This window comes from Halomonas sp. McH1-25 (genome assembly GCF_022348165.1).
GTDB lineage: Bacteria > Pseudomonadota > Gammaproteobacteria > Pseudomonadales > Halomonadaceae > Modicisalibacter.
Genome location: NZ_JAKRFI010000006.1, coordinates 217,070 through 239,363 on the forward strand (window position 1 = coordinate 217,070; position 22,294 = coordinate 239,363).

Below are 22,294 nucleotides of genomic sequence, written 5' to 3' on the forward strand. Positions count from 1 at the left end.
GGAGCATGGCGTTCACGGACGGTTAAGCATAAGCAAAACGCATATCCGTCCGGGGGAAAGGCATTTTTCGCGCTTGATGGAGGATGACAGGATAGCTTCATCGCCACTCAAGCACAGGTTTCACAATGAATGCCGCACAAGAATCAAACACAGGCCTGGTAGTTAGCGCGCACTCTGCAGATTTCGTATGGCGGGCCGGTGGCGCCATTGCACTGCATACCCGACAGGGCTATGCCATGCACATCGTCTGCCTATCCTTCGGCGAACGTGGCGAATCCGCGAAACTCTGGCGCAAGGGCGACATGACCGAAGAGAAGGTCAAGGCCGCACGCCGTGACGAGGCTCAGGCGGCCGCAGAAGCCCTGGGCGCCAGTGTGGAGTTCTTCGATATCGGCGACTATCCCATGCGCGCCGACAAGGAGACGCTATTTCGCCTGGCCGACGTCTATCGACGTGTACAGCCGAGTTTCGTGCTCACGCATTCGCTGAAAGATCCCTATAACTACGATCACCCTCTGGCCACGCATCTGGCTCAGGAAGCGCGCATCATCGCCCAGGCCGAAGGTCACCAGCCGGGCGAGCGGATCATCGGCGCGCCCCCCGTTTACTGCTTCGAGCCACACCAGCCTGAGCAATGCGAGTGGCGCCCCGACGTACTGCTCGACATCACCGACGTCTGGGAAGACAAGTACCGCGCCATTCAGTGCATGGCCGGCCAGGAACACCTCTGGGAGTACTACACGCGCGTCGCGCTGCAACGTGGCGTGCAGGCCAAGCGCAACATCGGCATCGCATCGAGCAAGAACATCCGGTATGCCGAAGGCTACCAGAGCCTCTTTCCCCGCGTGACGGAGAATCTTTCATGAGCCGCTTACTGGACAGAACCGGGGTCGTGATACGCAATTTTCCGCGTGCCGATGCCGCACTGATCGAGGAACTGGGCACGCATGGCGTCGCAACGATACACGAAGCCCAGGGCCGCAAGGGCCTGCTCGATCCGGCCATTCGGCCCATCCAACAGGACCATGGCATCAGCGGCTCGGCGGTGACCGCGCTGGTCGCCCCCGGCGACAACTGGATGTTCCATGTCGCCGTGGAGCAGTGCCGGCCCGGTGACGTACTGGTCGTCGCGACGCGCTCCCCCTGCATCGATGGCTATTTCGGCGACCTGCTCGCCACCTCCCTGCAGGCACGTGGCGTGCGTGGCCTGGTGATGGACGCCGGTGTTCGTGACACCCGCACTCTGCGTGAGATGGGCTTTGCCGTGTGGTCACGCGCGGTGCATGCCCAGGGCACGGTCAAGGAAACGCTCGGCTCGGTCAACGTGCCGGTGATCTGTGCCGGCCAGTGGATCAATCCCGGGGATATCGTCATCGCCGACGACGATGGCGTGGTCGTCGTGCGCCGGGAGGAAGCCAGCTTCGCCGTCGAGGCCAGCCGCAAGCGGGCCGCGGCGGAGGAACAGAAACGGGTGCGTCTGGCCAATGGCGAACTGGGGCTGGACATCTATAACATGCGCCCGCGCCTGGCCGAGAAGGGGCTGAAGTATTACGACAGCCTGCAGGACCTGGAGGGCGAAGCGGAGGGCTCGACATGAGCCAGACCCGCATTCCCTGCCTGCAGATGCGCGGCGGGACCTCCAAGGGACTCTATTTCCTCGCCGCCGACCTGCCCCGCGATCCGAAGCAGCGCGATGCGGTGCTGCTGGCGGCCATGGGCTCGCCCGACGATCGTCAGATCGACGGGCTCGGCGGGGCGACATCGCTGACCAGCAAGGTCGCCATCATTGACCGCCCGACACGGGACGATGCCGACCTCGACTATCTGTTCGCCCAGGTGATCGTCGACCAGCCGCGTGTCGATTACGGCCAGAATTGCGGCAATATCCTCGCCGGTGTCGGCCCCTTCGCCATCGAGCGCGGACTCGTCTCCCCTCGGGAGGGCACGACACCGGTGCGCATCCACATGGTGAATACCGGCCAGCTCGCGGTCATTCACGTACCGACTCCCCACGCAAAGCTGGACTATGCCGGTGATGCGACGATTTCCGGCGTGCCGGGAAGCGCCGCCCCACTGATCATCGAATTTCAGGACACGGCGGGGTCGAGTTGCGGCGCGCTGCTGCCCACCGGGCAGGCCCGTGACGTGATCGACGGGATCGAGGTCACCTGCATCGACAACGGCATGCCTGTAGTCGTGCTGCGCGCCGGGGACCTGGACATCACCGGCACGGAAAGCTGTGCCGAACTCGATGCCAGCCAGGCGCTCAAGTCCCGCCTCGAACGCATCCGCCTCGAAGCGGGCACGCGCATGAACCTGGGGGACGTCAGCCAGCGCACCGTCCCCAAGATGTCGCTGATTGCCGAGCCACAGGCAGGCGGCGCACTGACCACGCGAACCTTCATTCCCCATCGCTGCCACGAAGCCATCGGCGTCCTGGGAGCCGTCAGTGTTGCAACCGCCTGTGTTCTGCCCGGCTCCGTGGCCGCCGATACGGCACGTATCCCGGCGGGTGACGGCAAACGTCTGTCGATCGAGCACCCGACCGGCGAGTTTACCGTCGAGCTGACACTCGACGCTGCAGGCCACGTTGCACGCGCCGGCCTGCTGCGCACCGCACGGCTGCTTTTCGACGGCCAGCTCTGCATTCCCCGCGCCGTCTGGGACGGTGCCCCTTCTCCTCACGACACGGAGTGCTCCCATGGCCATGAACGCCACTGACGCGCTGCTTCTGCCAGGCCTGCTCTGCGATGGCGCCATCTGGGCCGGACAGATCGAGCGCTTCACTTCGCTGCACTGCCACGTTCCCGACTATGGCGAAGCCGACTCGATCGGCGCCATGGCCGAGCTAGCGCTTCGCCAGGCACCGAGCCGCTTCGTGCTGGCCGGTCATTCCATGGGCGGGCGCGTGGCCCTCGAGATCTACCGCCGTGCCCCCGAGAGAGTCAGCCATCTGATCCTGCTGGATACGGGGTTTCAGGCGCGTCCGGCAGGCGAGGCGGGCGAAGGTGAAAGACAGGCGCGCATGGCGCTGCTAAAGCAGGCTCGCGACCACGGCATGCGCACCATGGGCGAGGCCTGGATGCAGGGCATGGTGCATCCCGACCGTCTAACGGACACGGCCTTGACCGAATCGATCCTGCAGATGATCGAGCGCAAGACGCCCACGATCTTTGCGGCCCAGATCCAGGCGCTGCTGGAGCGCCCCGATGCCACGCCCGTACTGAGCGACATTCGCTGCCCGACCCTGCTCGTCTGCGGCCGCCAGGACACCTGGAGCCCACTCTCTCGCCACGAGGAAATGGCCCGATCGATCGAGGGTAGCCGTCTTGCCGTCATCGAGGAAGCCGGCCACATGAGCCCCATGGAGCGTCCGGAAGCGGTCGCCTCGACCATCCATGACTGGCTGGAAACCGCCACTCCGGTCCTCTCCGATCGGCAGCGCGCGCATATCGAGCGCACCTGCACGCGCCTGGTACTGGATGCCGCCGACCGCACCGACCGTCAGGACTACCCCGGTCTGGCCGAGCTGTTTCATGAGAATGGCCGACTCTACCGGCCGACGGCACCGCAGCAGCCACTCGAAGGACGCGAGGCTATCCTGGCCGCCTATCGGCAACGGCCCGGCAACCGCGTCACGCGTCACTTCTGCAGTAATATTCGCGTCACGGTGGAGTCGGCCGGGTACGCCCGAGTGCACTGCTACGTTCAGGTGTTCGCGGCCAATACCGAACAGCCCGCCGATGGGCCTTTCGGCCTGCCGCTCGACGGTCGCGTGATGATTGGCGAGTTCGACGATGTGTGTGTCGCCGACAAAGGCGAATGGCGCTTCGCGGAGCGCCGTGCACGCTTCGTCATGCATCGGGGAGACTGACAATGACGCAGCGAACTCGTCGAGACCATGCCCAAACGAGCCATTCAGTATGGGGAACTGACGCCATTCTCCTGGAGGGAAGCGGTCGATGCCCTGACGAAACCGCATATGAACGAGGAGCAACGCCATGACGTCCAATAATCAGGATCGCTGGGAAATTCCCGGCACTTATGTGTTCGACCTGTCCCTGTCCCGACAGGGTTATCCCATCAACAAGATGTGCAATTCGCTCAAGGACCCGGAAAACCGTGAGGCGTTCAATGCCGACGAAGAGGCCTATATGGCGCGCTACGGCCTTTCGGAGGAACAGAAACAGGCCATTCGCGAGCGCGATTGGCTACGTCTGACCCAGCTCGGCGGCAACCTGTTCTTCTTTCTCAAGTTGGGTGCCACGCTGGGCTACGGCCTGTACACCATCGGCGCCCAGATGCGCGGCGAAAGCTACGAGCAGTTCATGGCCACCCGTAACGTTCCAGGAGCCGTCTAATGGCTAGCATCGTCGCCGGTATCGGCTCTTCCCACGTCCCCTCCATCGGTCGCGCCTACGATCAGAAAAAGCAGCAGGACCCGGCCTGGCAACCCCTTTTCGACGGCTATGAACCGGTCAAGCGCTGGCTGGCCGAGGAGGTCAAGGCGGATGTGGTCATCCTGGTCTACAACGATCACGGTACGGAATTCTTTCTCGATCGCTACCCGACCTTCGCGCTTGGCGTGGCGGACTCATACAAGGTCGCCGACGAAGGCTACGGCAGGCGCCCGCTACCCGATTTTCCCGGTGACGCGGCGTTTTCCGAGCATCTCGCCAACCATCTCGTTGCCGATGAGTTCGATCTGACGCTGTGCCAGGAGATGGCGCTCGACCATGGCTTCCTGACTGCCATGCCACTGCTCTGGACACACGATGAGGAGCAATGGCCGGTCAAGGTCGTCCCCCTGCTGGTCAACGTCATCCAGCACCCGCTGCCCAGCGGGAAACGCTGCTACAAGCTGGGCGAGGCCATCCGCCGCGCCGTGGAAGCGTACCCCGAGGACCTGCGTGTCGTGGTCGTCGGTACCGGGGGCCTGTCGCACCAGCTCAATGGCGAACGCTTCGGCCACATCAACGAGGAGTGGGATCGCCAATGGCTGCAGCGCATCCAGACCGAGCCCCAAGCCTTGGCATCCCTCTCCCACAAGGAAGTCATGACAGCTGCCGGCGCCGAAGGAGGCGAGGTCATCATGTGGTTTGTCATGCGGGGCGCCATGACCGAACGAGTCAATGAGGTTCATCGTTTCTACTATGCACCGATGACCACGGGCATTGGTTTGTTGGCCCTAGAAAACGCTGGCGATACCTCACCCTGAAGTCATTGATTCCTTCCAAAGAAAGCTACCTGCGCTAGCTCGACGGTAACCCTCCCATTGAGGGTTACCCTTCGCGAGTGCCCGCCTTTGCTCTTGCTTCAGAACGCTAACTCAGCATGTCGCAGCTGCGCGACGATGCCTTGCTGCGCTTATCCGCTTGTTTCTACAGCGTTATTCGGAATGCGCTTACCGACACCAATCGGGATCCAACTAAAGCATATATTGACCAAAATGCCCCTCAGATACTCTACTTTGGATCCAATAACGACAAAACACCTGACCCAATGATGAGGATATCGCTATGTTTCCCAAGAATACCTGGTACGTCGCCTGCACCCCCGACGAGATCGATGACAAGCCCCTGGGACGTACAATCTGCAATGAGCAGATTGTCTTCTTCCGCGCGGAAGAAGGAAAAGTCGCTGCCGTCGAGGATTTCTGCCCCCATCGTGGCGCTCCTCTGTCATTGGGGTTCGTACGTGATGGTCAGCTAGTGTGCGGCTACCATGGCCTGGAGATGGGCTGCGACGGCAAGTGCTCCAGCATGCCCGGCCAACGCGTACGCGGTTTTCCCAGCATTCGTGCCTACCCGGTAGTCGAGCGTCACGGTTTCATCTGGGTATGGACCGGTGATGCCGCGCTGGCCGACCCCAACGACATTCCCGAACTGCATTGGGCCAACGATCCCGACTGGGCCTATGGCGGCGGACTCTATCATATCAAGTGCGATTATCGGCTGATGATCGACAATCTCATGGACCTGACCCACGAGACCTACGTACATGCCTCGAGCATCGGCCAGCCCGAGATCGAGGAAGCGGCGCCGGAAACCAAAGTCGACGGCGATGAGGTCATCACCAGCCGCTACATGGAAAACATTCCCGCCCCGCCCTTCTGGCAGGCGGCCCTACGCGGCAACAACCTGGCCGACGACGTGCCGGTGGATCGTTGGCAGGTGTGCCGTTTCACCCCACCCAGCCATGTGCTCATCGAGGTAGGCGTCGCTCACGCCGGCAAGGGAGGCTATGACGCCCCGCCCGAGTTCAAGGCCTCGAGCATCGTCGTCGACTTCATCACCCCCGAGACCGACACCTCGATCTGGTATTTCTGGGGCATGGCGCGCAACTTCAATCCGCAGGATCAGGCCCTCACCGACCGTATTCGCGAAGGTCAGGGCACCATCTTCGCTGAAGACCTGGACATGCTCGAATCCCAGCAGCGCAACCTGCTCAAGTATCCCGATCGCCAGTTGCTCAAGCTCAACATCGATGGCGGCGGCGTCCAGGCTCGACGCATCATCGACCGCCTGCTGAAGGAAGAGGCTACGCCATCGTCCAGCGCTGCAGCGGCTAGTTAATACCCTTACCGATGACGGGCGGCGCGCCAGCGTGCCGCCCGAGCCAGATCACGGACCGGCCGAGCGCCGGACAGGATTCGAGCGATGAGCAATAGCACGCTTTCTTTATTTGTGCGGGTCACGAAGAAGGCCCAGGAAGCCGAGGACATCGTCAGTTTCGAACTGACCGATCCGCATGGTCGCCCTCTTCCGGCCTTCAGCGCAGGCGCCCATGTCGACGTGCGTATCAGGGACGGCCTGATAAGGCAGTACTCGCTGTGCAATCACCCCGAGGAGCGCGACCGTTACCGAATCGCGGTACTCCGCGAACCGGCCTCGCGAGGCGGCTCTACGGCCATGCACGACGAGATCCAAGAGGGCGACCTGCTGCAGATCAGTGCACCCAAGAACCACTTCCCTCTCGAGCCTTCCAAGCGCACTCTGCTGTTTGCCGGCGGCATTGGGGTCACGCCGATCCTGTGCATGGCCGAGCGACTGGCGCATACCCAGGCGCATTTCGAGATGCACTACTGTGCCCGATCCCGCGATCGCATGGCGTTCGTCGATCGCATCCAGCAGGGGGCCTACGCCGAGCATGTGCATTTTTATCACGACGACCAGCCCGACGCCGGCAGGCTGGATGTCGCCTCGCTGGCTGCCGAGCCCGACGACGATACGCATATCTACGTCTGCGGTCCCAGCGGCTTCATCGATCACGTGCTGTCCACCTGCAAGGCTCAGGGTTGGCCGAGCTCCCAACTGCACACCGAGTACTTTACCGGGGCGGTTCAGGACAGCGAGGACGACGAGAGTTTCGAGGTCAAAATCGCCAGTAGTGGCGCTTCCTTCACGGTACCCAAGGACAAGACCGTCTATGAAGTGCTCAGCGAGAACGGCGTCGAGATCATGGTCTCCTGCGAACAAGGCGTCTGCGGCACCTGCCTGACCCGTGTTCTCGAGGGTGAACCGGATCACCGCGACCTCTACCTTGACGATGAGGAGCATGCCGCCAACGACCAGTTCACGCCTTGCTGCTCACGCGCCAAGAGCAAGATTCTGGTACTCGATTTGTAAATTATCGGTTTGTCGGGTTCTATTCGACGACACCGCCCTGCAGTACGCCAACATCACAACAACACTAGAGACGACGACATGATGATGAGAAAGACAACGATCGGCCTGGCGATAGGCCTGACCGTAGCGGCAACTCCTGTTCTATCGCAGGCCAGCGAGGTGCTGCGTGTGGCACACGTCTGGCCCGGTGGGTCGCTGATCGACAAGGAGCTGTTCCAGGCGTGGGCCAAGAGCGTGGAAGAGGCTTCGGATGGCGAACTCAAGGTCCAGGTCTTTCCCGGCCAGACCCTGGCGAAGTCCGACCAGACCTACCAGAGCGCCGTCGAGGGAATCGCCGACATCGGCTCGACGGCCCAAGGCTACAACTCGGGACGTTTCCCGCTGACGCAGGTGATCGAGCTTCCCGGCATTTCCCACAGCAGCAAGCAGGGCTCGTGTATCCTGCAGTCGCTTTATGACCAGGGCACGCTGGACGAGGAATATCAGGACTCACACGTGCTGTTCATGTTCACCACCGGACCGGGTTACCTGCACACTAAGCAAAAACTGATCGAGACCCCCGAGGATATGGCCGGCTTGCGCATGCGCCGCCCCACGTCAGTGGTCGGCGACATGATGACCCGCCTTGGAGCACAGGCTGTAGGCATGCCGGCACCGGATGTATTCACCTCGATGCAACGCGGGGTACTCGATGGCCTGAGCTTCAACTGGGAAGCCATGAAGACGTTTCGTCTCAATGAGCAGACTCGCTACCACACCGAGGTGCCACTCTACGACCTGTCACTGGTCGCGACCATGAACCAGGAGCGTTACGAAGAACTGCCTGAACACCTGCAAAAGATCATCGACGAACACAGCGGCATGGAATGGTCGATGAAGGCCGCCGCCGTCTACGACAAGCTCATCGAGCAGGGTCGTCAGGAAGCCGTCGATGCCGGCCACGAATTCCTGGCTGTGGAAGCGCCATTGGAAGATCCCCAGTGGGGCCCCGTCCTGCAGCAGACCATCGACACCTATTTGCAAGACGTCGGTGGCCAGGCACAACCCATCTACGATGAAGCCATGCGGCTCACGAAGGAATGCCCGACCTGAGGTGTTGCTCGCTCCATATGCCGCTGCGATGAGCAGCGGCATGCTTTTCGGACGATCCCCCAGCCTTGCTTCTCTGTCAGGCAGTTCCGGACTCGGCCAAGTTCAAAACCAGCTCGCCTTCCTCATGCTCCCGCTGGATACGCTGATAGATTTCCTCACGATGCACACCGACATCCTTGGGCGCATTGATACCGATGCGAACCTGATTGCCCTTGACTCCCAGCACCGTCACGGTGACATCGTCGCCAATCATCAGGGTTTCCCCAACCCTACGCGTTAAAATAAGCATCTTGTTCCCTGTCAATGAACGATGAATATCCAAGCCTTACCGATGGCCAAACTGGCAATGCCTCATCCTGTAATCTATTTCCTACAAGAAAAGATAGGTAATACCTACATCAGATAACAACCTAGGATATCTATTCATTACAAAAATTGCGCACTGACCTGCCAAGAGTCAGCCCAGCATGGCGCGCAGATAGGGCCATCAGTGGGCACTCAGAAGATACGGCAAGAGATGAACGCGCCTTTGCTCCAGAGCCCGAACCTACCTAGCCAGGCTGAACCGCCTGACTGCCTCGAATGGGGCTGGTTGGCACGGTAGGCGACGCGACCCCGTCATGGCCTATCGCCGGACGCAGTCGCTGCGCCGCTTCGCATCACTCAGACTCAGCCAGCATATGCCCGAGCTCGTCAGGCACCTGCACGTCTTCCTGATTCGTAGCGCGATGGATCCGCTCAAAGATTTCTTCTCTATGAATGTCAACGCTCTTTGGCGCCTCGATGCCAATACGTACCTGGTTTCCTTTTACCGACAAGACGGTAACGGCGATATCGTCACCGATCATCATTGCTTCTGTGATTCGGCGGGACAGAATGAGCATGGGAGTTTCCTTCAGTCGTCAGGCTGGCTGTGTCGTTACGCTAGCGGCCAATGCGCGTAACGCCTTTATTACACAGGCATTTTCTTATAAAAATTTAGGTCTACGTACTACAAGTAAAAGCAATCCAGGTTCTCTCTTGCATTTGGGAAACATGAGAGATTAAGCGGCTTACACAGGATGTGTATTGAAGGAACCCGAGCAGGACGCTCGATGAACCAAGGAGGCACGAGCAGGACGCTCGCGATGATCGCAAGGACGCACAGCGCGACTTGCGCTGCAAAGCCCGGCCCTCACAGGCCGGGCTTTATTTTTGGCCACCAAGTAGAGTTCCTTCAAAGACAATGGCACTTCTTTCACCTGAAAATTAGCCTCTTAATTTTTCAAGCAATTAATGTGCCAACTTTGCATATTATTATAACCAATTGTTTTATAATCATAAAATTATGACGTCGTGATGAGTTACATGGTTTTTTTGCATTAACCCAACAGACAATGAAAAAATGACAGTGACAAACTGACAACGGATCGTCAAAAGATCACTATGACGTCTCTCCTTCTCGCCATGGGCCATCTGCTCAGTCGCATGAGCGACGCCTGTCCTGCAGTTACGCAACGTGATGCTTGGGCGCAGTTCCTCGAAGCGCTCAACCGCTATTATCCTGCCGATGCCTGCACCTTGATGATTGTGAATCGCGAAGGGCTACGCCCTCTCGCTGCCCTGGGGCTGCCTGAAGATATTCATGGCCGGCGCTTTTTGTTGAGCGACCATTCACGCCTGGCCGCAATTGCCACTGAGCCTGGGGTTTCCCGCTTCGCGTCGGATTCCACCCTGCCTGCGCCACTGGAGGGCCTGATTGGCCAAGGGCAGGATCGCGTTCGTGACAGCCTTGGCGTGGCGCTACGTCACGAGGACCAACTGCTGGGCATTTTGACCCTGGATGCACTGACACCCGCGCATTTCGATCAGGTCGATACACAGGAGCTGCATGCGACGGCATATATGCTCGCCAATATGCTTCGCGTGGCATCCCGGCTCGAATCATCCCATGCCCGGCTGGATGCAACAGACGACAGACCATGTTCCGCCCCAGTCGCAATCCAATGGCACAGCCCTGCCATGCGACGTCTTGATGAAGCCGTCAAGCTGGTGGCGCCTACCGACATGAATGTGCTTTTGCATGGTGATACCGGGGTCGGCAAGGAACGGGTCGCTCAGCAACTGCATACGCTTTCCGCTCGGCGAGACAATCGCCTGGTCCGTGTCAATTGCGCAGCATTACCGGAGCATTTGATCGAAAGTGCACTGTTCGGGCATCGGCGCGGTGCGTTCTCGGGCGCCATCAAGGATCATCGGGGCTATTTTGCTGTCGCCGATGGCAGTACTCTGATGCTCGACGAGATCGGTGAATTACCTCTCTCGCTTCAGCCCAAGCTCCTGCGCGTTTTACAAGAAGGCGAAATCCAGCCTCTCGGTAGTGAGCATACTCAGCGAGTCGATGTCCGTATCATTGCCGTCACCAATCGCGATCTTGCCAGCGAGGTCAAGGCCGGTCGCTTTCGCGAGGATCTCTATCATCGCCTGAGTGCGTTTCCGCTTCAGGTACCCGCCTTGCGGGACCGCAAAGAAGACATACCGATCCTGACCGGCCGCTTTCTGGAAGAGAATCGCGTGCGTCTCGGCCTGACCAACCTGCGTCTGACCGAAGACGCGGAAATGGCACTACAGGCTTGGCACTGGCCGGGCAATGTACGAGAACTGGAACACACGTTGAGTCGAGCTGCCTTGCGGGCGCTCGGCGACAGGCTACACGAAAACGATGCGCTGGAGTCGCCCCAGCAGCGTGGCGCTCTGTACATCACCCGCACGCATCTGGACCTGCCGGAAGACAGCGTGGACGCGCCATTTGCGGAGGAAGCCATCCTGCCGGCGTCGAAGAATCAGACTGTCTGGATGGCACTGCGCGAGGCGACGGACAATTTCCAGCGGCGCTATATCTATCGGGCCCTGGCAAGCCACGACGACAACTGGGCGGCAACGGCGCGCGCTCTGGCCACGGACAGTGGCAACCTGCATCGGCTGGGAAAGCGCCTGGGGCTGAAGTAATCCGTAAAGAACGGCCGCAGCCTGCCATGCCGTCCTTTTTCTCATATCAATAGGGGTTCCCGCCGGTGCAACAGGACGTAAAAGCCAATGTGCTGCTGAGAAACAACGTAAAGGTCACCGGCCATGGCACGCAGGCCATGATCTTTGCCGCGGGGTTCGGCTGCGATCAGAATATGTGGCGATTCGTGGCGCCGTCTTTCGCCGATGACTACCGTATCGTCCTGTTCGACTATGTCGGAGCGGGCCAGTCAGACCTTTCGGCGTATACATCGGAGCGATACGCCAGCCTGGACGGCTACGCACAGGACGTGCTGGATGTGCTGGCCGCCCTGGATATCCGCCGCGCCATCTTCATCGGTCACTCGGTGAGCGGCATGATTGGCCTGCTCGCGTCGATCCGCGAACCCGAGCGTTTCGAACGTCTCGTCATGGTCGGTCCATCGCCTTGCTACCTGAACCATCCACCCGACTACATGGGCGGTTTCGAACAGAGCGCCCTGATCGGGCTGCTTGCCATGATGGAGAAGAACGACCTGGGCTGGGCCGGCTTCCTGGCGCCCACCATCATGAGTCATGAGGCGAGACCGGAACTGACGGAAGAGCTGCAAGAGAGCTTCTGTGCCACCGACCCGGCCATTGCCCGCAATTTTGCCGCCGTCACGTTCTTTTCCGACAACCGCGCCGACCTCCCCCAAGCCACGGTGCCTGCCTTGGTCCTCCAGGCCCGGGAAGATGCGATTGCCTCGCCGGCCATCGGGGAGTATGTACATCAACACATGCCTCGTAGCACCTACAAGCTCATGTCCGCTACGGGACATTGCCCGCACATGAGCCATCCCTCTGAAGTCATCCGCGCGATCCGCGAATACCTACCCTGTCCGGCCTATGCGCCGGTAGCGTCATCAGCCGGCTCGCTCTATTCGTTACCTTGCGGCTTTCTGGCATTCACGATGGAGGGCAAGATAACGACGGCCAACGATAAGCTACAGCAGTGGCTGGGCTATTCCCCCGATGATCTACAAGGGCGCTCGGTAGATTTCATCCTCACGGACGCCAGCCGACTTTTCTTTCAGATGTATCTATTCCCCATGGTCCGTCTCCAGGGCAAGGCCGAGAACCTACGTCTTTCTTTATTGACGCGAGATGGCAGCGAGCTCCCTGTCCGGGTGAACGGAACCTGCCAGAACGTGCAGGGGCAGTTGATCGTCGAGTGCGTCATGCTGGAAGACACGGCAATCGAGAGGGAGCCGCGTCCAACGGCTTGAGCCGTTACCGCAACCTCACTGGCACATGAACCTGACCCACCGGCGAAATCTGCAATCCAAATGGTTGCCGGCCGTAGATCTCGGCCGGCTTCAGCTACGTCGTCACCTACCTTGCGACTCCTGGCGATAAACCTGACGCTTGCGATAGCGGCGATGCAATAGGGCATAGGCTACACAGCCGATCACCACGCCCCAGAAGGCAGCTCCCAGGCCAAACAGGCTCAGTCCCGAGGCGGTGACCATGAAAGTGATGACGGACGCCTCGCGATGATCCTCCGCCTCGATTGCCGTCATGATATTGGCGCTGATGGCCCCGATCAGTGCCAGACCGGCCAGCACGGCCACGAACGCTCCCGGCAACGCCGTGAACAAGGCGACGATGCTGCCCGCAAAACACCCTCCGATGAGGTAGAACAGGCCGTTGGCGATGCCGGCGACATAGCGCCTGCTCGGGTCTTCGTGAGCGTCCTTGCCGGTACAGATGGCCGCCGTGATCGCTGCGATGGCGGTGGTGACACCACCGAAGACAGCCACGATCATGGAGGTCAGGCTGGTCACGCTGATGATCGAGCGCGCCGACGCCGGGTAGCCGGCACCGCGCAGGATGGCCATGCCGGGCAGGAACTGGCCCGTGAGGCTGACCAGCACCAGCGGAATCGCCAGGCTCAGGGTCGCGTGCCAGGTCCACTCGGGCGCGATGAATACCGGTGACACCAACTGCCAGCGCACGCCGTCCAGCGAGGCGCCTTCCAGGCCGATGGCCAGCCCGGCCCCGGTCACGAGCAGCAGGATCAGGCAGTAGCGGGGCGCCAGGCGTTTGAACAGCAGGTAGGCAAGCAACATGCCGACCGCCAGCAGGGGTGTCCCCTCGATGGCCTGGAAGGCCCCCAGCCCGAACTGGAAGAGGATGCCCGCCATCATGCCCGCCGCGATGCCCCGGGGAATCACGCTCATCAGCCGGTCGAAGGTGCCGGTGATACCGATCGCGAAGATGATGAGTGCAGCCGTGAGATACGCGCCTACCGCCTCGTTCAGCGACAGACCAGGGAACAGCGTGACTAGCAGCGCCGTGCCGGGCGCCGACCAAGCCGTGACCACTGGAATCTTTAGCCAGGCACTCAGCGCAATACCCGAGACGGCGGCCCCCATCGAGATGGCCCACACCCAGGACGTCATCATCGCGGACGAAACATCCGCGCTCTGCGCCGCCTGGAAGAAGATCGCCAACGGCCCGGAATAGGAGATCAATACCGCGAGAAACCCCGCCGTCACGGCGGGCAACGACCAATCCTTGAACATGTGCTTTTCGCTCCTTTCGGGGCGTATTGTTATGAATACTCCCGAATAACACAAAAAACGCCCGCGAGGCATCGCGGGCGAAGAAGGACCCTAGCCAGGGTACGTCCGTCAGCCTCCGCTGGGGGCTATGGAGGAGGGCTGCGCTCCCGTGCGTGCTGCCTGGGCATCACCGACGCGTCGGCTGACCAGGAACACGGCCACGGCAGCAATCACGCCGGGAATGGCAAAGGCAATGAAGTTGAGATGGTGCGGCAAGGCCAGCGCCAGCAGACTGCCACCCAGCAGCGGCCCGACGATAGCACCGTTGCGGCCGATCCCCGAGGCCCACCCTAGCCCGGTGGAGCGGATCGCGATGGGATAGAACTGGGCGACGTAGGCGTAGAGCAGGATTTGCGAGCCGATGGTGGTCGCCCCGGCAACGGCGACCAGGCTATAGAGCACCCACATCGGGCTCTCGAAGCCGAGCAGGCTGAGCGATGCCGCAGCGAAGATGAAGAACACCACCAGCACGGTCTTGAGATGGAAGCGATCGGCCAGCCAGCCGCCACCCACGGCCCCGACGATAGCGCCGATGTTGAGCACCATCAGGAACATCAGGCTCGAGCTCAGCGCGTAACCGGCCATGGACATCAGCTTGGGCAGCCAGGAGCCCAGCGCATAGACCATCAGCAGGCACATGAAGAAGGCGGTCCAGAACATCAGGGTGCTGAGTGCACGGCCTTCTTTGAACAGGTCGAGCACGGGGGCCTTGGACTCCTTGGCGGCAGGCAACGCCAGCGTATCGGATGTCGAGATGTCCTGGCTTGGGTCGATGGCTTTCAGAATACGACGCGCCTCGTCGTCTCGCCCTTGGCGGAGCAGGAAGCCGACGGAGTCCGGCAGGAACTTGATGATCAGCGGCAACATCAGTAGCGGAACGGCCGCCAGGAAGAACATCACTTGCCAGCCGAAGGTCGGCACGATCCAGATACCCAGGCCGGCCGACATCATGCCGCCCACTGCATAGCCACTGAACATCACCGCCACCAGCGTGCTGCGTGAGCGCTTGGGTGCATACTCGGTCATCAGGGCCACAACGTTCGGCATCACACCGCCGATCCCCAGCCCGGCAATGAAACGCAGGATGCCGAACTGCCAGGGCGTGGTGGCGAAGCCGTTGATCACCGTCGTCGCGCTGAACAGGACGACGCAGAGCAGAATCGTCTTCTTGCGTCCCCACTTGTCGGACAGCGTGCCGAAGGACATCGCGCCGAACATCATGCCGAACAGGGCGCTACTCCCGAGCAGCCCCGCCACCATGGGACTGAGTTGCCACTGTTCCATAAGCAGGGGCAGAACCACCCCGTAAATGACCAGATCATAGCCATCGAAGATGATGACCAGGGTGCACCAGAACAGCACGTTCCAGTGGAACGGCGTGAACCGGGCGTTATCCACTACCTCGTTGACGTCGATCGTACGCATTGTCGTGCTCCATAGTTATACAGTTGTCGAGCAGCAGGGGATCGTCGCCGCCACAGGCGGCGACAGCTGGCGTTGGTGTTGATAGTGATGTGTACGACTAGCCCTGATCGCCTCCCGCCACCGGAACCACGTTGCCGGTGATGTAGCTGGCCTCACCCGATGCCAGAAACAGGATGGGCGCGGCCTGTTCGTCCAGGGTCCCGTAACGGCCGAACAGGCAGCTCTGCTTGGTCTGATCGATATGCGCCTGGAACCAGGCCTGTTCCTGGTCATTGCGCGGCTCAGGGGTGCCGCGCGAGATACGCCGCGGCGGCGCCTCGGTACCACCGGGAGCGGTGGCAACCACGCGGATGCCATGCTCGGCATATTCGAAGGCCAGCGAGGCGGTGATCGCGTTGATCCCGCCCTTGGCTGCCGAGTAAGGAATGCGATGGATGCCGCGGGTCGCCGCCGACGAGACATTGACGATGACGCCGCTGCCCTGCTCGACCATGGTTGGCAGCGCCGCCCGGCAACACCACAGGGTCGGCATCAGCGAGCGGGTGATCTCGGCGCTAATCTCGGCGTCGGTAAACTCGACGAACGGCTTGAAGTTGATCGCCCCGCCGACGTTGTTGATGAGGATGTCGATCCGGCCGAAACGCTCGCGGGCCTGGCGCAGGGCATCCTCGGCACCTGCCCAGGTTTCGAGATCGGCCTGGATGGCAATCGCTTCGCCGCCCTGGCCAGTGATGGCTTCCACGACCTCATGCACCACGTCGGCACGGTCGATCAGCGCCAGGCGAGCCCCCTCCTCGGCAGCCCGCTCGGCGACCCGCCGCCCGATGCCCTGGGCGGCACCGGTCACGACCATCACGTGATTCTGGAAGCGTGAGGCTTGAACGCGGGTAGTACTCATGCGACCTCCTCGCTGGCGGGCGTCAGGCTCGGTGCGAATTTCTCGTAGTGGAAATTGGCTGGCGTGAAGTCCTGTTCGCGGAAGTGCTTGAGCACGGCATCGACCATTGGCGGTGGCCCGCACAGGTAGACGTCCACGTCGCCATCGTGCAGCACCTCAGGTGCCATGTGGCGCGTCACGTAGCCCTTGCGCGGGTGTTGGCTCGCCTCGTCGGCGACCACGGTGGTATAGCTGAACTCGGGCAACGTCTCGGCAAAGGTCTCAAGCGCATCCATCTTGACCAGGTGATCGTCGCGGCTGACGCCGTAGATCATGTGAATCGGCTGATCGCAGCCCTTCTCTTCCAGCAATTGCAACATGGACAGGAACGGCGCCAGGCCGGTGCCACCGGCCAGCATCAGCAATGGGCGCTTCACTTCACGCAGGTAGAAGCTGCCCAGCGGCCCGGTCATGGTCAGACGCTCGCCGGGCTTGGCCGCGCCGGTCAGGTAGCCACTCATCAAGCCATCCGGCACGTTGCGGATCAGAAACGACGCGCATTTGTCGCCTGGGCGCGAGCTGAACGAGTAGGAGCGCGTCTCTTCGCTGCCCGGCACCTGGATGTTGATGTACTGCCCAGGCAAGAAGGTCAGCTCAGCGTCTTCATCCAGATCCACCGCCAGCTCGATGCTGTCCTCGGAGAGCTGCTCGACCCGAGCCACCCGGCCTGTGAGTTCGCCGACCTGGGTCTTGCACAACGTCGACGCCACCGGTACCTGAATGACGCAGTCGGACGACGGTACCATCTGGCAGGTCAGCACCTTGCCCTCGGCCTCCTCCTCTTCGGAAAGCGCCTCCTCCAGATAGTCATCGCCCATGTCGAAGGCCCCCTGCTCGCAATGGCCCTTGCAGGTTCCGCAGACGCCATCGGAGCAATCCATCGGCAGGTTGATCTTCTGGCGATAGGCAGCGTCGAGCACCGTTTCCCCTGCCTTGCAGGTGATGAAGCGGGACACGCCGTCCTCGAAGTTGAGCGCAATGGTGTAACTCATGGTCGTTCTCCTCCCATCCGGTCGCCGTTCAGACGTGATACACGTCGATGACCTGATGGATGTAATCGTTGTTGAGGATCACCGTCTTCCGCTCGATCAGCGGGGTGTCCCCGGACACGTCCAGGGTGTAGAAGGACGTGCCGAAGTAGGCATTGGTCTGCTGGTAGCGGTGGCTCAGGGTGTGCCAGTTGAAGCGCAGCTCGACCTTGTCGCCGTCCTGGCTCAGTACCTCCAGGTTGGAGATCTGGTGGGTGGTGCGCGGCTCGGGAATGCTGGTCGCCCCGGAGCGCTCGGTCTTGATGCGGTAGACCCGATCCTCCAGCCCCTCGCGGTTGGGGTAGTAGATCAGCGAGATCTCGGACTGCGGGTCCTGGGTCAGCCGGTCGTCGTCGTCCCAGGCCGGCATCCAGAACACCACGTTCTTGCTGTAGCAGGTCAGCCACTCGTCCCATTCGCGGTCGTCGAGCAGACGCGCTTCCCGATGAACGAAGGCCTGGATATCCAGAAAGTTCATGCTCATGGCGATATCCTCCTTTACGACGCGCTCGTTGCTACGGGCGTGGTGGGAATGAACTGGCTGCGTTCCTTGTCGATGGCACGCAGCATCTCGGCGACCCAATGCTTGTGATGCATCACGTACAGACCTTCGTCCTCGGGTGACGCGCCACTGCGCAGCGGCTTCATGTCGATCGCCTTGGCATTGTCGTCGGCGCCTTCGATCCACTGCTTGGCGCCACGGGAGAGGTCGTTCCACTCGGCATCTAGGCCGGCATAGCCGCTCTGACAGGCGCGGAACTCTTCCAGATCATCCGGGGTACCCATGCCGCTGACGTTGAAGAAATCTTCGTACTGGCGGATACGCAGCGCGCGGCTCTCGGCGGACTCGCCCTTGGGCGCGAAGCAGTAGATGGTGACTTCGCTCTTGTCCACGGCCAGCGGGCGGATGACACGAATCTGCGTGGAGAACTGGTCCATCAGGTAGACGTTGGGATACAGGCAAAGATTGCGGGTCTGATTGACGATGGAGTCGGCCCGCGCTTCGCCGAACTCCTTTTCCAGCCACTCCTTCTGTGAATAGACCGGGCGCACCTCGGGGTTGAGCAGGCGCGTCCACAGCATCATGTGGCCGTTCTCGTAGGAGTAAAAACCGCCCAGGCTCTTCGACCAGCCATTGGCATCCACCGCCTTGGTGCCACCGGCGTCGTAGTTGCGCCGCTCCATGGTCGAGGAATAGTTCCAGTGCACCGTGCTGACGTGGTAACCATCGGCACCATTCTCGGCGCCCAGCTTCCAATTGCCGCTGAACGTATAGGAAGACGTGCCGCGCAGGACCTCGAGGCCTTCCGGGGCCTGATCGACGATGTTGTCGATGATCTTGGTGGTCTCGTCCAAATGCTCGGTGAGGGGTTGGACGTCAGCGCTCAGGCTACCGAACAGGAAGCCGCGATAGTTCTCGAAGCGCGCGATGCGCTTGAGGTCGTGCGAGCCGTCCTGCTTGAAGCCTTCCGGGTACGCGCCGGTCTTCTCGTTCTTGGCCTTGAGCAGCTTGCCGTCGTTCTTGAAGGTCCAACCATGGAACGGGCAAGTGAAGGTGCCCTTGTTGCCACGCTTCTTGCGGCACAGCGTGGCGCCGCGGTGGGCGCAGGCATTGATCAGCGCGTGCAATTCGCCCTGCTTGTCGCGGGTGATGATTACCGGCTGGCGGCCCAGGGTCACGGTCATGTAGTCGCCCGGCTCAGGGATCTGGCTCTCGTGGGCCAGGAACAGCCAGTTGCCTTCGAAGATATGCTTCATTTCCAGCTCGAAGAAGGCCGGGTCGGTAAACATGCTGCGGTGGCAACGGAAGATGCCGCTCTCGGGGTCATCGACGACGGCACCGCGAACCCGCTCCTCGAGACGATCAAGCTGAGTGGTCATGATCATGCTCCTCATGGTGTCTTGGTCGCCGCTGCTTCCCCGTCTGTCTCGGCATCCGGCCAGGGTGCCCCACCCCATCGTCAGGGCGACGGTAAGTCAGCGGTGATCAGTATTCGTCAGGGATGTGCCGAATCAGGCCTCGGCCACGGCCGTCTGAGTCCGCACCTCGATGTCTTCCTCGAGGGCACGTGGGCGCTTGTGGCGGCTTTGCTGTTCCGGGTCGGATGTCTTGGCCAGCTCGACATCGAAGATCACTTCGGTGAACGGCCCTTCCAGGCCACGCTTCTCGGCCTCGGTCGCGTTCTCGATACGCTGAGCTTCTACCACCAGCTCTTCACGGGTGGCGAAGGCGAAATCGTCGAAGGTGTAGGGGTCGCCGGCCAGATTGATCTGGGTAGTCAGATGACGGTACCCCGGCGCAGAGATGAAGAAGTGAATATGCGCCGGGCGCTGACCATGGCGGCCCAGGGCCGACAGCACCTGGTCGGTGGGGCTTTCCGGGGGTACGCCGTAACCGGAAGGAATGATGCTGCGCACCCGGTAGCGGCCTTCGGCGTCGGCCATGATGGTCCGGCGCAGGTTATAGTCCGACTGGGACGGATCGAAGAAGGAGTAGTTGCCCTTGGAGTCGGCGTGCCAGATCTCGACCTGGGCGCCCGCAATCGGGTTGCCGTCGGTATCGCGGACCTGCCCGGTCAACCACATGACCTCGGCGTCGGCTTCCGTGCCATCATCCATGCGTGCCTCGCCCTCACTGATGGGGGCACCGGCCACGTATAGCGGACCTTCGATGGTGCGCGGCGTGCCACCGCTCAGACCAGCCTGTTCGTCAGCCGCATCCATGCGCATGTCCAGGTAATGGTCGAAGCCCAACCCCGGCGCCAGAAGACCGAATTGGCCGGTCTTGCCCAGTTCATTCAACAGGCTGACGGTGGACCAGAACTCCTCGGGAGTGACGTCGAAGTCATCCATCAGCTGGTACACATCGGACAGCAGGCGATGCATGATCTGCTTGGCGCGCACGTTGCCGCCGGCTTGCTCGAAGCCACTGACAGTATTCAGAAATTCCTGAACTTCGCGGGTATCGTAAATCTTGACGGTCATGGTCGTTACCTCACTTGTTGTAGTCATTGGTCGTCTATGAACTGGCGTGGCTAGATGTACCTGGGGCCTGCAAGGTCTCGCTCCCGTTCAGACATCCCCATCGCGTACGGACGACGGGTGGCGGCATAGCGGCTTGACGCGGATTTCCATGTAAGGGAACAGCGGCAGGCCACTGATGATTTCCTGGAGTTCGGCGTTGTCCTCGACATCGAAGACACTGACGTTGGCGTAGCTGCCAGCGACCCGCCACAGGTGGCGCCACTTGCCCTGGCGCTGCAGCTCCTGTGCATAGGCCTTCTCGGTCGCTTTGATGTCGACGGCCTTCTCGGCCGGCATGTCGGGGGGCAGCTTGACGGTCATTTCGACGTGAAACAGCATGATCGGTCTCCCAAGTGGATGATTGGCCTCGAGCCTCAACCGTCCTTGCGGCGGTAATGGCTCAGCTTGTCTTCATCGAGGGTGATGCCCAGTCCCGGCCCCTTGGGCAGCTCGACCCCGAACTCCTGATAACGCAGCGGCTCGGCAACGATGTCGTCCTTAAGCAGCAGCGGGCCGAACATCTCGGTGCCCCAGGCCAGGGTGTCGAGGGTCGCCCAGGCATGCAGCGAGGCGGCGGTGCCGAGCGTGCCTTCGAGCATGGTGCCGCCGTAGAGACCGATACCTGCCGACTGGGCTACATGCGCCAGCTCGAGCGCTCCGCACGGCCCGCCGGACTTGGCGATCTTCAGGGCATAGGCACCGCTGAAGCCGTCCGCGGCCAGCGTGAAAGCGTCACGTGCGTCCTGGATTGCCTCGTCGGCGAGCATCGGCACCTGGAAGCGCTTCGACAGGCGAACCAGGCCGGCGAACTCCCGCGCCGGAATGGCCTGCTCGATCAGCTCGATGCCAGCGTCTTGCAGGGCGGCGATACCGCGTACCGCCGTGGCCTCGTCCCAGGCCTGATTGACGTCGACGCGAACGCTGGCGCGGTCACCCAGGGCCGCCTTGATGGCCGCTACGTGACGTACGTCGTCGTCGACGGCATTGGCGCCGATCTTGAGCTTGAAATCGCAGTGGCGACGGTCGTCGAGGCGCTGGAAGGCTTCGTCGATGTCCTTGCGGGTATCGCCGCTGGCCAGGGTCCACAGTACCGGCAAGTGCTCGCGCTGCGCCCCGCCGAGCAACGCGGCCACGGAGAGCCCCAGGCGCTTGCCCTGGGCATCGAGCAGCGCAGTTTCCAGCGCCGACTTGGCGATGGCGTTGCCGCGCACATGGCGATTCATGCGTGTCCGCAGCAGATTGATATTGGCCGACGGCTGGCCGATGAGCAGCGGTGTCAGGTAGGTATCGATGTTGCGCTTGATGCTTTCCGGGCTCTCCGGACCGTAGCTCAGTCCACCGATGGTGGTGCCCTCGCCCAGCCCCTCGATGCCATCGGAGTGGCGCATGCGTACGATGACCAGCGTCTGGCAGGCCATGGTGGTCATCGACAGCTTGTGCGGCCGGATGGTCGGCAAGTCGACCAGATGGGTTTCGATGGTGTCGATCACGGCGGACATGCGTGGCTCCCGAATAGCGCCCTGTGATGGATTGAAGGCAGTTTGATTGCGCGCCGGAGGGGAAACCAAT

The 22,294-nt window shown here is 61.4% G+C and carries 22 protein-coding genes; 11 read left to right on the forward strand and 11 right to left on the reverse strand.

Annotated features, from left to right (window positions below; translation table 11 throughout):
• Positions 1-125: 125 nt before the first annotated feature.
• From galB to MHM84_RS16065, 9 genes are all read left to right on the forward strand, one after another.
• Positions 126-866: a 4-oxalmesaconate hydratase gene (gene galB / locus MHM84_RS16025; RefSeq protein ID WP_239267362.1), complete on the forward strand. Its 741-nt coding sequence runs from the start codon at positions 126-128 to the stop codon at positions 864-866.
• Positions 863-1,597, forward strand: coding sequence for a 4-carboxy-4-hydroxy-2-oxoadipate aldolase/oxaloacetate decarboxylase (locus tag MHM84_RS16030; RefSeq protein ID WP_239267363.1), 735 nt, complete (start codon positions 863-865; stop codon positions 1,595-1,597). Before galB ends, MHM84_RS16030 begins: the two co-directional genes overlap by 4 nt.
• The gene (locus MHM84_RS16035) at positions 1,594-2,721 is read left to right on the forward strand and encodes a 4-oxalomesaconate tautomerase (RefSeq protein ID WP_239267364.1); all 1,128 of its coding nucleotides are present in this window, start codon (positions 1,594-1,596) and stop codon (positions 2,719-2,721) included. The genes MHM84_RS16030 and MHM84_RS16035 overlap by 4 nt, the downstream gene beginning before the upstream one ends.
• A complete protein-coding gene (locus MHM84_RS16040) occupies positions 2,702-3,874 on the forward strand; it encodes an alpha/beta fold hydrolase (protein WP_239267365.1) in 1,173 nt (390 codons plus the stop codon). The genes MHM84_RS16035 and MHM84_RS16040 overlap by 20 nt, the downstream gene beginning before the upstream one ends.
• Before the next feature lie 127 nt (positions 3,875-4,001).
• Positions 4,002-4,361: a protocatechuate 3,4-dioxygenase gene (locus MHM84_RS16045; RefSeq protein WP_239267366.1), complete on the forward strand. Its 360-nt coding sequence runs from the start codon at positions 4,002-4,004 to the stop codon at positions 4,359-4,361.
• Positions 4,361-5,218: a class III extradiol dioxygenase family protein gene (locus MHM84_RS16050; protein ID WP_239267367.1), complete on the forward strand. Its 858-nt coding sequence runs from the start codon at positions 4,361-4,363 to the stop codon at positions 5,216-5,218. Before MHM84_RS16045 ends, MHM84_RS16050 begins: the two co-directional genes overlap by 1 nt.
• Before the next feature lie 301 nt (positions 5,219-5,519).
• Positions 5,520-6,575, forward strand: a complete 1,056-nt coding sequence (locus MHM84_RS16055) for an aromatic ring-hydroxylating dioxygenase subunit alpha (protein ID WP_239267368.1) — start codon at positions 5,520-5,522, stop codon at positions 6,573-6,575.
• 84 nt (positions 6,576-6,659) lie between these two features.
• Positions 6,660-7,628: a PDR/VanB family oxidoreductase gene (locus MHM84_RS16060; protein WP_239267369.1), complete on the forward strand. Its 969-nt coding sequence runs from the start codon at positions 6,660-6,662 to the stop codon at positions 7,626-7,628.
• Between the two features lie 78 nt (positions 7,629-7,706).
• A complete protein-coding gene (locus MHM84_RS16065; protein ID WP_343218294.1) occupies positions 7,707-8,720 on the forward strand; it encodes a TRAP transporter substrate-binding protein in 1,014 nt (337 codons plus the stop codon).
• A 76-nt stretch (positions 8,721-8,796) separates the two neighbouring features.
• Here MHM84_RS16065 and csrA (MHM84_RS16070) read toward each other — a convergent pair whose 3' ends face one another.
• A complete protein-coding gene (gene csrA / locus MHM84_RS16070) occupies positions 8,797-9,009 on the reverse strand; it encodes a carbon storage regulator CsrA (protein WP_239267370.1) in 213 nt (70 codons plus the stop codon).
• A 370-nt stretch (positions 9,010-9,379) separates the two neighbouring features.
• Entirely contained in the window at positions 9,380-9,604 is a 225-nt protein-coding gene (csrA, locus tag MHM84_RS16075) for a carbon storage regulator CsrA (protein ID WP_239267371.1), read from the reverse strand.
• Positions 9,605-10,145: 541 nt separating this feature from the next.
• On the opposite strand from csrA (MHM84_RS16075), the gene norR reads away from it, so the two are divergent.
• On the forward strand, positions 10,146-11,708 hold the full coding sequence (gene norR / locus MHM84_RS16080) for a nitric oxide reductase transcriptional regulator NorR (protein ID WP_239267372.1): 1,563 nt from the start codon (positions 10,146-10,148) through the stop codon (positions 11,706-11,708).
• A 65-nt stretch (positions 11,709-11,773) separates the two neighbouring features.
• Positions 11,774-12,973, forward strand: coding sequence for an alpha/beta fold hydrolase (locus tag MHM84_RS16085; RefSeq protein WP_343218295.1), 1,200 nt, complete (start codon positions 11,774-11,776; stop codon positions 12,971-12,973).
• Positions 12,974-13,075: 102 nt separating this feature from the next.
• Here MHM84_RS16085 and MHM84_RS16095 read toward each other — a convergent pair whose 3' ends face one another.
• The 9 genes from MHM84_RS16095 to MHM84_RS16135 form a co-directional block, all read right to left on the reverse strand.
• A complete protein-coding gene (locus MHM84_RS16095; protein WP_239267373.1) occupies positions 13,076-14,272 on the reverse strand; it encodes a benzoate/H(+) symporter BenE family transporter in 1,197 nt (398 codons plus the stop codon).
• Between the two features lie 108 nt (positions 14,273-14,380).
• Complete coding sequence (locus MHM84_RS16100) at positions 14,381-15,736, reverse strand: MFS transporter (RefSeq protein ID WP_239267374.1); 1,356 nt, start codon at positions 15,734-15,736, stop codon at positions 14,381-14,383.
• Positions 15,737-15,833: 97 nt separating this feature from the next.
• Positions 15,834-16,634: a benzoate diol dehydrogenase BenD gene (gene benD, locus MHM84_RS16105; RefSeq protein ID WP_239267375.1), complete on the reverse strand. Its 801-nt coding sequence runs from the start codon at positions 16,632-16,634 to the stop codon at positions 15,834-15,836.
• Entirely contained in the window at positions 16,631-17,665 is a 1,035-nt protein-coding gene (gene benC, locus MHM84_RS16110) for a benzoate 1,2-dioxygenase electron transfer component BenC (RefSeq protein ID WP_239267376.1), read from the reverse strand. The genes benD and benC overlap by 4 nt, the downstream gene beginning before the upstream one ends.
• A gap of 28 nt (positions 17,666-17,693) precedes the next feature.
• Positions 17,694-18,185 (reverse strand): benzoate 1,2-dioxygenase small subunit, encoded by a 492-nt coding sequence (gene benB / locus MHM84_RS16115; RefSeq protein ID WP_239267377.1) that lies wholly within the window; start codon positions 18,183-18,185, stop codon positions 17,694-17,696.
• Positions 18,186-18,199: 14 nt separating this feature from the next.
• Positions 18,200-19,582 (reverse strand): Rieske 2Fe-2S domain-containing protein, encoded by a 1,383-nt coding sequence (locus MHM84_RS16120; protein ID WP_275445805.1) that lies wholly within the window; start codon positions 19,580-19,582, stop codon positions 18,200-18,202.
• A gap of 132 nt (positions 19,583-19,714) precedes the next feature.
• Entirely contained in the window at positions 19,715-20,686 is a 972-nt protein-coding gene (catA, locus tag MHM84_RS16125; RefSeq protein ID WP_239267379.1) for a catechol 1,2-dioxygenase, read from the reverse strand.
• An 87-nt stretch (positions 20,687-20,773) separates the two neighbouring features.
• Positions 20,774-21,064 carry a muconolactone Delta-isomerase gene (catC, locus tag MHM84_RS16130; protein WP_239267380.1) on the reverse strand — a complete coding sequence of 97 codons (291 nt, stop codon included), beginning with the start codon at positions 21,062-21,064 and terminating at the stop codon, positions 20,774-20,776.
• 35 nt (positions 21,065-21,099) lie between these two features.
• Positions 21,100-22,224, reverse strand: a complete 1,125-nt coding sequence (locus MHM84_RS16135) for a muconate/chloromuconate family cycloisomerase (protein ID WP_239267381.1) — start codon at positions 22,222-22,224, stop codon at positions 21,100-21,102.
• Positions 22,225-22,294 lie beyond the last annotated feature (70 nt).